Below are 15,256 nucleotides of genomic sequence, written 5' to 3' on the forward strand. Positions count from 1 at the left end.
ATCAGTCATTGCGTCCTCAGGGTTTGAGTTGGTAATGGCTGATATCAAAAGCCGAAAGATCACCATTCATCTAGTTAATCTGGAATATGTAAGTGTTCAGCAGCTCAGTGTAACTCCTTCCTTGAATAGCAATACATTTGCGACTCCCACCCTTATCGTTGACATCCAGAACAGAACAGGGTTTCATGCATAACAATGACTTGAAGCTAACTCAATTGGATACTAAGTCAAAGTTAACTCATTCCATCACAGATGCAGAACACATAACCCATGTTAAAACCCACTTTACTGGTTAGCCTGTTTGGCTTGAGCCTTTATGTTACGAATGCCGCCTATGCGGCGCCAAGCCCTGTTCCCCTTTTAGTTGAACAATGCCTGCGTTTACCAAGTATTGATCTCGCGACTGTGTTCGCCAATGCGCGTTTAACGGCATCTGAATTAACCTTGGCCCAGCGCGCGCTTATTTTTGAGCAACAGATGTTAGGGCTTAATAATATCAACGACAGACTCAACTATTACCGTGGGTTTAACTTACCGAGTGAAGAGCGCGAAGGTTTACTGCAATGCCAGTTACACCTCGCCGACACCCTGTCGCAACTTCTCAGCCAAGCAGAATTGAGCCAACTCGCCTACGCCTTAGCCCAAGGCAATGCAGAACAAATACTGCTGAGCCAACAGCTTAAACAATTGCTACAACAACATTGGCGCGCCGAGGAGAAAGCGAAATTACATACAGCGCAAGCCAGCATAGGCCAAGGGTTAGGCAGTCAACAATTTAGTCTTGCCTTCAATGACAGCCAATGCCAACCTGAAGTGACTCAGCAACATCATCTGCATAAAAAAGAGGATAAAAGTGACGAGCCGAAGCCCGACAGTTCAAAGCAGAGCGACTTTTCTGGCACTATCGCCAGTTACTTACTGACGCAAGAAAACGCCGTATGTCGCCAAAATGTATGGCTGGCCTACCAAGCCAGAGCCAGTGAAACCAATCAAACGGCATTAGAGCGAATTGCTGAGCAGCGCCAACAAGCCGCCACAGCTGCAGGCTTTACCGATTACAGCGCATTAGCGCTTAGTTCGCAGCAGTTATCGTCCCCTGAATTAGTCAAAGCCTTTCTCGATAGCCAAACCCAAGATCTGCAAGTGGCTCCCTGGGATATTGGGCGAACCCTGTCACAACAAGCATCAGCCAAGGGGCCGACATGGCAAACTTCTGACGTCTTGAGTCGCAGCTTTACTTATCTGCAAGTGTTTGGTTTACACTTTGAGACCATAGAAACCACTAAGGTCGATAAAATACCTGCCGTTCCCAATCGACCGCATATCGTCAGGGTCTACCACCAGCAAAGATTGTTAGGTGAAATCTATGTGGCGTACAACCAAAATCCACAACAAGGTAGTCAACAGCAGACATTGCGTCAAAGTGTACTCGGCCAGCAATTTGGACAACAAGCTTTAGATCTCAAGCCACAGCTGAGTAACTACAAAGACATTGAGCAATTAACCGAGTCCATCGCAGAGGCTGTCACTTCCCTTGCTAAAGCGAGCCATTTCTACCTCAACAATGCCATGGGACAGAATCAAGATAGCTATTTTGTGGCGAGTCTTTGGTTAGCAGAAGTACTGCGCCATCAACTCTTTCCGCAGTTTGAGCACGCCTATTTACAGGAGCGTGAAACACTGGCTAAAGCTTATTCGAAGCAGCTTAAAGTCTTTCGCGCTAAGGTTGCAGTCAACTTTTACCAAAACTCAAGTGCACAAGTCTACCCCGATCTCGGTGCGGAGTTTAATGCGAGCTTTGGTCAAGACTGGCCACAAACACAGGATTATCCTTATAGCTTCAATGCTATCGCCAACGAAGGACCGCTCTACTACCAATCACTCTGGCAAGCATCGCTAGCCCAGCTGGTAGCTCAATCCACATTCAACTGCCAAGACAAACTAAAATTATTCAATGTATTAGTCATCAATGAAGACGCTTTAAGCTTCAGTGACCAATTAAAAGCGGTCATTGGCGCCCCCGTTGATAGTGCTGCGCTGATCCAAAGAATTTCAAATAGCACCACTTCAGAACATGCTGACAATTCCAACAATCAAACTTTCGACGCAATAGGTTCTTGTGCGTTTTAAGTGTGAATGCTTAGGATGTGCTTGTGACTCGCTCGGGCGCAAACACTGAAAATCGTCATGATTAGCCTCTCTATCCCCTCACTAACTTAGCGCGACATAACTATCTATATGTCGTGAGAATGACTGACTCTATGATATTTAATTGAAAAAGTCGTAAGAAATGGCCACTATAAGCCTCAATCTATCGTTTTTTTGAGATTATAATGACTCGGGCTAAATCTACCTTAGAACAATGGCGTATTTTGCAAGCGGTGGTCGATTTTGGCGGCTATGCCCAAGCAGCCGAAAAACTCAACAAGAGTCAATCGTCACTTAACCATGCCGTTGCCAAATTACAGCATCAGTTAGGTATCGAGCTACTAGAAGTCAAAGGCCGTAAAGCCTATCTCACCCCGCAGGGCGAAGTGCTGCTGCGCCGCTCACGGCATGTTACCCAAGCCGTCAACGAGTTAGAACAACTTGCGAGTAATCTCGAACAAGGGTGGGAGCCGACACTCACGATTGCCCGTGAAATTATCTATCCGATGGAAAGCTTAGTGTGTGCCCTCAATGCGTTTCTGCCCCACAGTCGTGGCACTCGAATCATCATGCTGGACTCAGTGATCACCGGCACTCAAGAGCTCATTCTGCAGAGTAAAGTCGATATTGCTATCTGTGCAGGGGTGCCGCCTAAAGGGTATTTATCCGAACCCTTATGTGAACAAGAACTCTACCTCGTCTGTCATCCAAATCACACACTCACTGACTTAGGCACAATTGAAGACGATAAACTACTGGCACAATATTTACAGTTAGTGATTAAAGATACTGGAGTGCAATCCAACATTGATATCGGCTGGCTCAAAGCTGAACAGCGCTGGACAGTCTCTAACTTCCATGAAGCTAAAGTCATTTTAAATCAAGGTATTGGTTTCTGTTGGATCCCCTCTTTCTTAGTCCAAGAAGAATTGGCTTCGGGTAATCTAGTACGTTTACATCTTGAGGGCAGCCAAAAACGTCGTATCATGTTGAGCTTAGTGATCCCTAAAAGAGATCAACAAGGGCCTGCATCAAAACTGCTTGCTTCCTTGATTTTAAAACAGCACGGAATTGAAACGACGAATAGTCATTAACAGCAAGATACTAAACGAGTTATCAATTCGAGTGAGCAAAACGATAAGTGCTAACTGCTGATTAAATGGTTAGTTCTTAGTGGTACTGAGAGGTTGTTTCGCAAAAGATGATGAATAGCGAATCATGGGAATAGTTAAAGCCTAATCTTACACACTAAAGTCGACATAGCGCGCTTGTTGATAACCCAAGTATTGCGGCTGAATAAATCCTGTCTCCTGCAAGAGGTCATCTTCCACATATAACTTGCTCTGCAAAGACACATTCGAATTCGCGCTAGCACTGATATTTGAAGACTGCTCATTTACATCATTTGCGGACAAAACATCCGTAGATTGCAAATTGCTATGCAGCTCATTTGAAGATGCCAGATACGAAGGCTGAATATTGGCTTGCTGCGTCATATCGACACGAGCTGAAGGTCCAGCACTGGCTTGTGCAACTGCGGCATAATAACGGCTTACAGCACTATCGGATCTTGAGATAAAACCCGTCGCTAAATCCGCTGAAGTTGAAGCTTCTCCAAATGCTAAAGTTGCGGTCGGTGGCTCAATCGTTTCCACTGTGATCGATGTAGTGATTGAGTCACTGATATCAGAAGAGGTTTTCGAACCCGTATCAATAACTCTCGTATTGGCCGTTTGCGCCTCGATCGCTTGTTTTAGGTTATCAAGCGCAGTAGAGGCGGGGGTGAATACAGCTTCTTGGGGCTGAGCAATATTACCTGACTCATCAACGTCTCCCGTCACTACAGGTGTATGTTTTTCTAACGGTGGCAACTCTTTGATTTGAGCATCCGCGTCTATTAATGTTTGAGCCGTTTGCAAGTCAACAATTTGTTTTTGTCGCTCCTCTGCCAGCATCACCTTAGCTTCATTCATTTTTTGCAAGGCTTCCGCGGCAACACGGATATCCGCTGATGACGGGTCAACAGGAGCCATTGCTGCGGCATAAACTTGCTTCATTTTGTTTATCGTTGCAAGCGGGTCGCCTCCCACAGGAGAGACATCAATCTGCACTTCGCCATCGGTGGCGTAACGTTGGCCATCAGCACCCTTTTCATACTTAAAACTCGGGCTCTGAGCGTATTGTCCTCCGACGGTTGCGTGGGCATGCTCATGGGCTTTAACCTCTGAATCTCGAGTTTTAAGTTCATCGACTTGCTGTTGCTGTTGAGCCTGTACTTTTTCTTGGGCTTGTATCTCTTGTTCCTGAGCCTGCTGAACCAGTGATTGCTGCTTTGCCTCTTCCGCTGCTGCTATTTGCTGTTTCCGCGATTCTTCTTCCTGTACTTGCTTTTCAAGCTGATTATCATTTGGGGCAAAGACAGCAGCTAAGACTTGTTGACTATCATCTGGATTAGACGCTGTCGCAGGAGCATCTACAGGACCAGCTTGAGCCTGAGCTTCACCGAAAACTTGAGTAAATTGCTCTAACACAGTCGGTTGAGCAACATCATTGCTAGCTGATTGATCTACGGCTTGCGCAGGGTTTGACTGACCAACAGGACCTGCACTCGTTGCTATATTCTTATTTACAGCACTCTTATTTGCAGAACTGTTGATTGCAGAATCGGTCGTAGTGGGATCAACTAACGCAGCTCCAGTAAAGACAGTTTGTGGTCCAAACACTGCAGCTAAATCAGGCATTATTGGAGAAATATCACCCGTATTGGATGGATTGAAAGCAGGAATATCAGTACCACTCGTGCCAATTGATGGACTCAGAGGCGTAAAAATATCAACGGGAATATTGCTCGTTACGCTGATATTTGGACTTATTGTAGCCAAGGAGTTAACCCCAAGTCCGCTATTACTCGTCCCCGCGACAGGCGAAAATACCTGAGTAGAAATAGGTGTCGCAATCTGTCCCCCGCGTACACCAGAAATGGATCTTGGTCCTGTTAACAAACTAAAACTCGCATCGGCATGTAAGCTAGCTCGATCATTTAACGTATTTACCTGAGGATTGCTCCTTGGCGTTGGTACGGAAAAAGGATCGATCTTGGGTGCTTGGCTTGCACCATTCAGTACAGGAAGTACAGATGCAGCAGTTGATGAAACAGCACTAGAAGCAGCAAAAGACACATTCGGTGATGAGTGGAGAGATTGAGAAACGTTAGCAGCTAATGAAGTAATAGGCGTGGCTTGAACTGGAGCAAATGAAGTTCCAGTAACCTGTAGTTCATGGACACCACTCGCTTCAATTTTTGCGGAGCCCGCAGTGTGAGCGCTGGCTCCTTGATAAGTGCTATTAGCGTGACTCTGGCTTAGATTCGAGCTTAGCATCTTATCATGTGCCGAAAATGAAGAGGATGGCGCTCCAACCTTAGGTGATAGCGCCACAACCGACATGATATTTACACCTTAATATTAATGATCGAACCTATCGTTTCAGAATCAGTTTCAATCACTTCTGTTGACGCTTCCCCTTGTCTTAATGACTCATTAGCGTTAAGTAATGCCGAGGTTTTATCAGGCTGCGCAACATCTCTTGTAGATTCAGCCGGAGATGCACTTTGCGTCGGTGTCGGTTTAGCCACATCTATTGTTGCTTGAGTGAGCCCAGATTGAGCACTTTGCAAGCCTTGCAGACCGGATGAATAAGCAGATTGGATTTGCATAACGGTATTCCTGCACGCTGTGATTAATGGGTCAATTATTGACCAACCACCTGCAAAAGTACAGGTTTTATCCGCATTCTCACCATTTATTTACGGTCTTATTTATCCTGTGATCCAATTGGCTTCCCAATCCTTAAATACGGGATTAAAACCCTGCCGTTGCATCTGTTCAATGACTTGCTCGACGCTGCGATCATCGCTTATCTCAAATTGATCGAGTTGACTGTCGGGTGCTTGATAGCCGCCCGGTTGTGTCGAACTACCCGCACTGATGTGAGTAATTCCAAGTGGTAAAAGATTATCCCTCAGCTCAGGGCTTTCCCTTGTCGACATGCTGATATCAAGCTGATGATTAAAAAGTCTAAATGCACAAATCATTTGTACTAAACCTAAATCCGATAGAATAACTTTTGGAGTGATCCCGCCAGTACAAGGCCTTAACCTTGGCAGCGAAATACTAAAGCGAGTGCGCCAATAGCGACGCTCTAAATAGTCAATATGATATCCCATCATTAACGCATCTAAACGCCAATCATCCAGCCCCAGTAACACCCCAAGACCAATTTTATCAACGCCCGCCGCCGCAACTCTGTCCGGTGTTGCTAAACGATAGGCAAAATCCATTTTTTTACCTCGGGAATGGTGACGAGCATAAGTCTCGGGCTGATAGGTCTCCTGATAAATCATCACAGCATCTAAACCTAGCGCGACTAACTGGCGATAATGGTCCTCACTCATGGGCTGAACCTCCATCGCCACATAGCTAAATTGCTGCTTTACCAATGGCAAAATCTGCTTGAAGTAATCGATACCAACCTTAGTTTCATGCTCACCCGACACCAGTAAAATCGAATCGAACCCCCTATCTTTGATAATGGCTATTTCGGCCATCAACTCCTGTTCATTCAAGGTTTTGCGTTTGAGTTTGTTACTCATGCTAAAGCCACAGTAATCACATTCATTAGCGCACAGATTCGAGACGTATAGCGGTAAATACATGCCCAGATTCGCGCCAAATCGCTGCCGCGTAAGCGCCGCTGAACGTTGTGCCATGGTTTCGATATAAGGCTCTGCCGCAGGTGATATCAAGGCCAGTAAGCTGCGTAAATCCCCTGCTGGACTCACTAACGCCCGCTCGACATCTTGGGCTGTGCAAGAATACAGATCGAGTAACAGTTTATCCCGTGGGATGTTGGCAAATTCCTCTACAAAACTCATTGGTTTAAAAATCCCGTCAGAGGACTGGTCTGTACCGCGCCAGTTTGTACTCGGCCAAGCCCAGCTTCAAAGGCTCGCCGACCGCATTGCACCGCCTCCTTAAAGCACTCGGCCATCACTATCGGCGACGCGCTGCTGGCGATAGCAGTGTTGACGAGCACAGCATCTGCGCCCAGCTCCATTGCCCGCACAGCCTGTGAAGGCGCGCCAATACCGGCATCGATCACCACTGGCACCCGCGCCTGCTCTATGATGATTTTTAAAAAGCTTTCAGTGACTAAACCCTGATTACTGCCAATCGGACTCGCCAGTGGCATAACCGCAGCGCAGCCCACCTCTTCCAAGCGGCGACAGAGCACAGGATCGGCATGCACATAGGGCATCACGATAAAACCTTTATCACAGAGAATCTTGGCCGCTGCTAAGGTTTCAATTGCATCGGGCATCAGGTACTTAGGATCGGGGTGGATTTCGAGCTTAATCCAATGAGTTCCCAGCATTTCACGGGCAAGCTCAGCCGCAAACACCGCTTCCTTGGCGTTTCTCGCCCCAGAAGTATTAGGCAATAGTTGTACACCCGCTTGACGTAACGGCGTGAGCAAATCATCTAGCCCCATTTTGAAATCAATTCGTTTCATTGCAACTGTGACTAACTGCGATTTTGAAGCCATTATCGCCTCGATCATCACTTGGCTATTACTGAACTTTCCCGTTCCGGTAAATAACCGCGACTCAAACTCCACATCAGCAATCTTTAACATATTAGCCTCCCGCCACTGCTGAAAAAAGTTCTAATTTATCTTCATGTTGGCAGAGAATAGATTGCCAGCGATTACGCGGAATCACCTCAGCATTCAACACGATAGCAACCGAATCGAGGGCTATATCTTGCGCGAGGATCACAGCCGCGAGTGACGTCGGCTCAGATAACGACTGCGGGATATTGTTTATGTGAATTAAAATCATATCAAACCTCCATACTTTATAGTTTGCTGGGCTTATAGGATGATGAACGAACCTCTTTTGGACCACATACGTCACAGTGGGGATCCCGCGTTAATGCCGCCGCTGTCCATGAAAGTGACTTAGCGTCGAAGCGCCAAAAACGCCCCAACAAGGCACTTTTCGATTCATTACAACTATCCATATTCAACAAAAGTTGCATAGCCACCAAAGATTGCATTGACGCCATCACGCCCACGCTCGGACCAAGTACGCCTTGGGTACTGCAGCTCTGTGACACTCTCGTCGGTGCGGGGAAAATACAGTGATAACAACCACCAGAGGGGAACTGCACTTGATCGACTGCAAACAATTGGCCGCTAAATGCTGCGATTGACGCGCTGACTAAAGGTAAAGCAGCTTCGATACAGCTGCGATTAATGGCTTGGCGGGTCGCAAAGTTATCAGTGCAGTCAAGCACGAGCACTCTTTTACCCTGTTGTTTTAATTGTAAAACCTCAGCGAAGTGATGAGCTGATGTCTCAGCACTAAATGCTGTTTCATGGGCAGTAACAGTGCACTGCGGCGCTAAGCCTTTGAGCTTTTGCTTGGCAACTCGCGCCTTATTGAGTCCAATGTCGGCATCGGTGAATAGCAATTGTCTTGGTAGATTCGAAACTTCAACCTTATCCATGTCGATTAAGGTCAAGTTGCCAATGCCAGCACAAGCCAGATACTGCGCCGCCAATTGCCCTAAGCCGCCAAGCCCTACAATAACAACGCTGGCTTCGACCAATTGCAATTGCCCTGCCTCACCGACCTCTGGCAATAAGACTTGCCGAGAATAACGCATGAAATCTGAATCACTGAGTGTATGAGCGCTTTGTGTACCGTCGCAAAGAACCTCTGCGTGAGCAAGCGGTTGGTTTTTACTCATGCTTAGCAACCAACTCATGCTTTACAGCCAGTTCTTCAGACAAGCTACATTGCTCCCAAGCTTGGCTCAACTCTGCAAATGCTGCGACTGGATCCTGAGCCTCGGTTATTGCGCGCACCACAGCAATATTGCCGACCCCAGTGGCTTTCACCTTTGCCAGATTAGCTAAGTCGATGCCGCCAATGGCGACCAAGGGATAGTGGTCTTGGAGTAACGCCACATAATGTTTAAGTTTTGCGAGCCCTTGGGGCGCCGAAGGCATTTGCTTCGTCGTGGTTGAGAATATATGCCCAAGCGCTATGTAGGATGGCGAGTATTGATGCGCCAGTAGCAACTCAAAATAACTGTGGCTGGATAGACCTAACGCGAGTCCCGCGGCTTGAATGGCCGCTAAGTCGGTAACGGCGAGATCTTCTTGGCCTAAATGTACCCCAAAGGCATGGTATTTTATCGCTAACTGCCAGTGATCATTGATAAAAAGCTGCCCATTAAAATGCTTGCCTAAGGCAATGGCCGTTTGAATTTTTGCCTCTAATTCAGAGCCAATTAACTCAGGTTCGCCTGACTTAGATTTGCCTGACTCACATCTACCTAGCGCAGACTTACCTGAATCAGATTCGGCTAACACTGCAGCGGTTGACTCGCTTGAATCGGTTTTTATCCGTAACTGCACGGTTTTAACGCCGGCAACTAACAAACTTTCCAACATGGTTAAATCACTCACCACGGGATAAACACCAAGATCGGCATCGAGCACTTTAAAACCGTGGGATAAAATATTTTGAGGTGGCGTCGAGACTATTCTTACCTGAGCGGTTGCCTGATCTGTTGCAGATAAAACTGTTGCAACTAAATCACTTCTAACATCAAGATGTTGATTGAGGTGATGACTTATAAAATTGCCATCACACAGATTTATCTTGGCAAAGCGGGACAAGTCATTGGGCCACCCCGTACGGGCCAACGGCCCTGGACCTTGCCCTAAACCAATCGCCGAGCTTAAGCCTTGACTCACATAGGCTTTTGCAACAACCACAGCATCTTGCAATACAAAACCCTGCGCTAACACGGCGGCAATAGCCGATGACAAAGTGCAGCCGCTACCATGGTTATGACGGGTATTAACCCGCTTGCTTACTAACCAGAAGCACCCATTTTGATGCAGCTCAGAGCTCGCGCGCACGTGATGGCAAACCAGATAATCCTCGGCAAGCCCATGATCCCAGCCGTTGCTATCGAGAGTGCTAACATGAACGTTAGCCTGAGTTTGAGCATGAGTGTTATCGTGAGTTTTAGCATGAGTATCATCAAGAATATCAGTGCTGCCAAAGCTCACATCGCCCCCTTTAGCAAGCACACTGCAATCTAAACTCTGGGATAAAGCCTGTGCTGCAGCAACGAACTGCGATTTGGTCAAAACATCACTGTGAGTTAACCGCCCAAGTTCAAGCACATTGGGCGTGATAAGTTCGATTAAACCTTTGAAAGGCCTAAAATCTAAGGCTGATTTAGCCGTACTTTTTATATCCTGACAGTTATCTACTGCTAATGCATCGCCACAACTGGCGACCATCACAGGATCGACAATCACAGGCACAGATGGATAGTGGATTTTAAAACTCGCGATCCAATCTGCCAACAATGCCACTTGAGTTTGATCTGCAAGTAAGCCGATTTTAATTGCTTTGGGTGGCAAGTCTGAAAGCAAAGTCGTCAGCTGAGCCATTAACATCGCCGCTGATACGGGCTCGACTAAAGTGACTGCTACTGAGCTTTGCGCCGTCACAGTGGTGATCACGCAGCAACCGTGACAGCCCAAATCTTGAATTGTCGCCATGTCCGCCTGAATACCGGCACCGCCGCCGCTGTCTGAACCGGCTATAGTCCAGACAAACGTGGGGCGCTCGGTATTCATGGGCGAATTACCCCCATGAATACCCGACATAATTAGGCTTCCTCTGCTTCGGCGACAAGCTTGTCTTTCACGTGATAGATCTCGGCGCCCGAAGCAGCAAATTGTGCCGATTTTAGCGCCATTGCTGCTTCCAACTCCTGCGGCGTCTTGATTGTGACTTGCATGACTTGGTCAGCTGCTTCAACGGGTTCTGGCTTTGACTCTGCCTTCGTTTGTGCTGCTTCTAAACCTGCAGCATAGGCGCGCACATCTTGGGTGATTTTCATCGAACAAAATTTAGGGCCGCACATAGAGCAAAAATGCGCGACTTTAGCCGATTCCTGCGGTAAAGATTCATCGTGATAAGCACGTGCGGTTTCAGGATCGAGTCCTAAGTTATATTGATCTTCCCAGCGGAATTCAAAACGCGCCTTTGCCAGCGCATTATCACGAATTTGCGCACTCGGATGACCTTTGGCCACATCGGCGGCGTGGGCAGCAATCTTATAAGCAATCAAACCTTGCTTAACATCTTGTTTATTCGGTAATCCTAAGTGTTCTTTTGGCGTGACATAACACAACATAGCGCAGCCGTACCAAGCGATCATGGCCGCACCTATGCCGGAGGTAAAATGATCATACCCAGGTGCGATATCGGTGATTTGCGGGCCAAGCGTGTAAAACGGCGCTTCATCGCAGTGAGCTAACTGCTTGTCCATGTTCTCTTTAATGAGCTGCATCGGGATATGTCCCGGCCCTTCGATAATGGTTTGTACGTCGTATTCCCATGCGATTTTGACTAGCTCACCTAAGGTTTCAAGCTCTGCAAACTGGGCGGCATCATTGGCGTCGGCAATTGAGCCTGGACGCATACCATCACCTAAAGACAGGGATACATCGTAGGCAACGCAAAGCTCACAGATTTCACGAAAATGGCTGTAGAGGAAGTTTTCCTTGTGGTGACTCAGGCACCATTTGGCCATAATTGAACCGCCGCGGGAAACGATCCCAGTAACGCGTTTAGCCGTCATCGGCACGTAACGCAGCAGCACACCAGCATGAATAGTAAAGTAATCAACACCTTGTTCCGCTTGTTCAATCAAGGTATCGCGGAACACTTCCCAGGTTAAATCCTCTGCCACGCCGTTCACTTTCTCCAGCGCTTGATAAATCGGCACTGTGCCAATGGGCACTGGCGAGTTGCGGATGATCCACTCGCGGGTCTCGTGGATATAACGCCCCGTGGATAAATCCATGACCGTATCTGCGCCCCAACGGGTTGACCAGACGAGCTTTTCCACTTCTTCCTCGATGGAAGAGGTCACCGCAGAATTACCGATATTGGCGTTCACTTTCACCAAAAAGTTACGCCCTATGATCATAGGTTCGGCTTCGGGATGGTTAATATTCAGCGGAATAATCGCGCGGCCACGGGCGACTTCAGCGCGGACAAATTCGGCGGTAATCGGTTCGCCGACTAAGGCACCAAAAGCTTCGCCCTTGGCTTTACGATTGAGGATTTCATCCTGTACTTGCGCAAGTGCCATGTTCTCGCGGATCGCCACATATTCCATTTCGGGAGTGATAATCCCTTGACGGGCATAGTGTAATTGGCTGACTCGTTTACCCTGCAGCGCTCTGCGTGGACGGACAATTGCACTCGAGCCCGCCTCAAAACGCAGATGGTCTAAACCATCATCGGCGAGTCTTTGTTGGGTAAAGTCTGAGGTCGCGCAGGGTAATTGCTCTGTATCGTTGCGGGCTAGGATCCAGTTTTGTCTTAATTTTCCAAGGCCTAGACGCACATTGATATCGGCCTCAGGATCGGAATAAGGTCCAGCGCAATCATACACGCGGATTGGCGGATTTTTTTCCATGATAGGCGCATCATCTGTACCGCCGACAAGGGTGTCAGTCTGCAGGATTTGCCGCATGCCAACGCGAATATCGGCACTTGAACCTTCGAGATAAATCTTTTGTGAATTAGGATGTTGCAGCGGCGCTAACGTATCGATAAAGGCTTGGGCCTGCGCGCGGGTTTCGCGGCGACTCGGCGCCTTAGGCACGATTGATTGACTAGACTCAGCCGATTTATTAGGCACTGTCGATTTATTAGGGATTGTCGAATCTGGCGCTGTGATTTCTATCGAATTGGCAGCTACAGCTGGGTTTTGGTTTGAACTGGACATAAGCAATCTCACGTTAAAAAATGGAGTTGCTTGTCTGGAGAATTGAGTTGTTGATAGCTGGACACGGCAATCAATTTTTGTGGCCAACACTGGCTTCGAAAATTGAGTTACCCTGCTCAATAACAATTAAATCTAACATTAAGTCTTAAAACACTGCTGAGTTAACAGGTGTTCAAGCCGTCTATTTTGGCGATTTAATATGTGTTATTACGCTTGTTTCCTTCGCAGGTTTTAACCTGATCAGGTTCAACGGATCCCGAATAAACGGTCTCAGCCAAGAGGCACTCCGACAAGATGAGTGCGCAGTATAGACAGAAGCGGCAGCAACAAACAAGGGAAAAAGCAATTAAAAATCTTAACCACCAATCCAAAATAAAGATTCATAATTAATTGTTTTTAATTGATTAAATAAAATTAAACTAAAAAGACTATAATTAGAATGAAAATAAATCATAAAAGAAAGTCACTATTTATGGGGTTTGTGCATCATTTTGTTTAATCGAGATTGAATGGCATCATCAATAGCTTGATTGATTTTTTTGCCACTGCAGTTAATGGGAAAACCTAAATTTTCGGCGTTAGGATTAACTTGAGTGCCGACTTGTACCACGCGATAACAAGTATCCCCTTTACGCACAATACGATTTGGGTCTAAGGGTAAATCTAGACTCGTTGTGCCACCGAAATCATCAGCATTAGGGACAAATAGCACCTCCATCTCTGGGCTCATTTCACTCATATTCGATTTCCGGGTGAACTTATCGGCCTGTTCAATGACGAGAGCATCGAGCGCTTGCTCGCGCTGACGTTCAAAATATTGCTGGGTGAATAAACTCATGCTTGAGCTTGTCGCTATTGTGCTCTCACCTTCTGCTGCAGGCGAGCTCTTAGCGCCAAGCTGCGGCTTTAATTCTGTGGTATCAAGCGTATTAGTTGTTTTTTTGCCGTCACTTCAGCGGGCTGTACTTCACTTTGGGCACTTGATTGAGTTCTCTTTGATTGAGATTGGTTCGATTGATTGATGTCCGGTTTAACCGTATCTGGCTTCACTTTTCCCTGCTCTACTTTTTCCGCTTCCACTTTTTCAGAGACGGCCTTTTCAGGTGCTATTGTTTCAGGCATGACCTTATCAAGTATTGGCAGAGGCTTAACTTGAGTTGGAGGTGTGGGAACTGGTATAGGCTCAACTAAACTTGTCGCTTCAGTCTTATCCTCGGCCTTGATCTCAGTTTCGGACTCCGAGGTTTCAGCTTTCTCTACCGCGGGAGCATAAATAAAGTAAGCCTTGATCGCTGTCACTTTAGGGCCACGGCTTTCTATTTCCTTCAATCCAAAGGGATTTAACTGCGGGCGCCACAAAATGCAGATAAGTAAAAATAAACACGCATGCACTAAGAGCACAAAAAATAACAAACTGAATCCTTTGAAATACGGCTGACGAGCACGCAAAACGGATCCCGTCCCCAATCCCTGAACACTAGTTTGTATCGTCCTAGACAGTTCAGGTTTGGATTCAGATTCAGAAACCAATTTATCTTGATCTTGATGTTCAGCACGGATTTCTTGCAGTACCAAATCTTGGGCTTGCTCTTGGTCTATAGCTTGGGTGTCATGCTCAGTGACTAAAAAGCCTGCACCGCTATTGAACGCTAATGGCTCCGCATTAGTGGTAAAAACAGGCGTTTGAGCAGCATCCAGTTCACCGAGCTGATGATCAAATGCGATAAAAGTCTCACCTTCTGGCGATGTGACCGAAATCAGCAAAGCACTATCAGCATCATCTCCAATCGCTATCGCTGTAGGAGATGCTGTCAATAAAGGCGCGGCCTTGGGTTGATGTTGAAAAGGCAAAATCCATCCTTAGGTTTTGTATAGTATCCATTGATTTCAATGACGCTTAACGTGGAACGATTGCACTCTAATTCAATATCAATCCAATATCAGGTTGGTGAATATTGAAAACGAATTATCCAATGATTGCATTTACTTGCGAGTGCTCAACGCAGATTAGAGGAGGCAAACAGGGTAAAGTTCAACGCGAATGCAACACGTTACAAGCGCAGTGCTTACGCTAATGCTTAGTAAGACACTTGTCAGTTGAGACAAATAAGGCTGGGAATTGAGATCACAATCGCGCTAAATTGATGGGAAAATGCTTGCTAACTCTTACGTCTTAAAGCGGATAACATCATCAATGCGATACGCTGACGGGA

At 46.8% G+C, this 15,256-nt stretch carries 10 protein-coding genes, 1 pseudogene and 1 riboswitch; of the genes and pseudogenes, 2 read left to right on the plus strand and 9 right to left on the minus strand.

Annotated elements, in window-relative coordinates; genetic code table 11:
• Positions 1–270 precede the first annotated feature (270 nt).
• Together AAA952_RS05950 and AAA952_RS05955 are read left to right on the plus strand one after the other, a co-directional pair.
• The gene (locus AAA952_RS05950; protein ID WP_338255275.1) at positions 271–2,130 is read left to right on the plus strand and encodes a peptidase M3A; all 1,860 of its coding nucleotides are present in this window, start codon (positions 271–273) and stop codon (positions 2,128–2,130) included.
• 203 nt (positions 2,131–2,333) lie between these two features.
• A complete protein-coding gene (locus AAA952_RS05955) occupies positions 2,334–3,242 on the plus strand; it encodes a LysR family transcriptional regulator (RefSeq protein ID WP_268649249.1) in 909 nt (302 codons plus the stop codon).
• Between the two features lie 147 nt (positions 3,243–3,389).
• On the opposite strand, the gene AAA952_RS05960 is transcribed toward AAA952_RS05955, so the two are convergent.
• The 9 genes and pseudogenes from AAA952_RS05960 to AAA952_RS06000 form a co-directional block, all read right to left on the minus strand.
• Positions 3,390–5,594, minus strand: a complete 2,205-nt coding sequence (locus tag AAA952_RS05960; protein ID WP_338255279.1) for a putative metalloprotease CJM1_0395 family protein — start codon at positions 5,592–5,594, stop codon at positions 3,390–3,392.
• Positions 5,595–5,599: 5 nt separating this feature from the next.
• Positions 5,600–5,863, minus strand: coding sequence for a chemotaxis protein (locus AAA952_RS05965; RefSeq protein ID WP_263161351.1), 264 nt, complete (start codon positions 5,861–5,863; stop codon positions 5,600–5,602).
• A 102-nt stretch (positions 5,864–5,965) separates the two neighbouring features.
• Positions 5,966–7,081: a 2-iminoacetate synthase ThiH gene (gene thiH, locus AAA952_RS05970; RefSeq protein WP_338255282.1), complete on the minus strand. Its 1,116-nt coding sequence runs from the start codon at positions 7,079–7,081 to the stop codon at positions 5,966–5,968.
• Positions 7,078–7,842 (minus strand): thiazole synthase, encoded by a 765-nt coding sequence (locus AAA952_RS05975; RefSeq protein ID WP_338255284.1) that lies wholly within the window; start codon positions 7,840–7,842, stop codon positions 7,078–7,080. Before AAA952_RS05975 ends, thiH begins: the two co-directional genes overlap by 4 nt.
• A 1-nt stretch (position 7,843) precedes the next feature.
• Positions 7,844–8,047, minus strand: coding sequence for a sulfur carrier protein ThiS (gene thiS / locus AAA952_RS05980; protein WP_338255286.1), 204 nt, complete (start codon positions 8,045–8,047; stop codon positions 7,844–7,846).
• Positions 8,048–8,063: 16 nt separating this feature from the next.
• Positions 8,064–8,960, minus strand: a complete 897-nt coding sequence (locus AAA952_RS05985) for a HesA/MoeB/ThiF family protein (RefSeq protein WP_338255288.1) — start codon at positions 8,958–8,960, stop codon at positions 8,064–8,066.
• Positions 8,953–10,905: a bifunctional hydroxymethylpyrimidine kinase/phosphomethylpyrimidine kinase gene (locus AAA952_RS05990; protein ID WP_338255291.1), complete on the minus strand. Its 1,953-nt coding sequence runs from the start codon at positions 10,903–10,905 to the stop codon at positions 8,953–8,955. Before AAA952_RS05990 ends, AAA952_RS05985 begins: the two co-directional genes overlap by 8 nt.
• A gap of 2 nt (positions 10,906–10,907) precedes the next feature.
• On the minus strand, positions 10,908–13,043 hold the full coding sequence (gene thiC, locus AAA952_RS05995; RefSeq protein WP_338255294.1) for a phosphomethylpyrimidine synthase ThiC: 2,136 nt from the start codon (positions 13,041–13,043) through the stop codon (positions 10,908–10,910).
• Between the two features lie 200 nt (positions 13,044–13,243).
• A riboswitch (TPP riboswitch) is annotated at positions 13,244–13,342 on the minus strand.
• A 167-nt stretch (positions 13,343–13,509) separates the two neighbouring features.
• Positions 13,510–14,894, minus strand: a pseudogene (locus AAA952_RS06000) (hypothetical protein).
• Positions 14,895–15,256 lie beyond the last annotated feature (362 nt).

The organism is Shewanella sp. M-Br (assembly GCF_036245925.1).
Classification (GTDB): domain Bacteria; phylum Pseudomonadota; class Gammaproteobacteria; order Enterobacterales; family Shewanellaceae; genus Shewanella; species Shewanella oncorhynchi.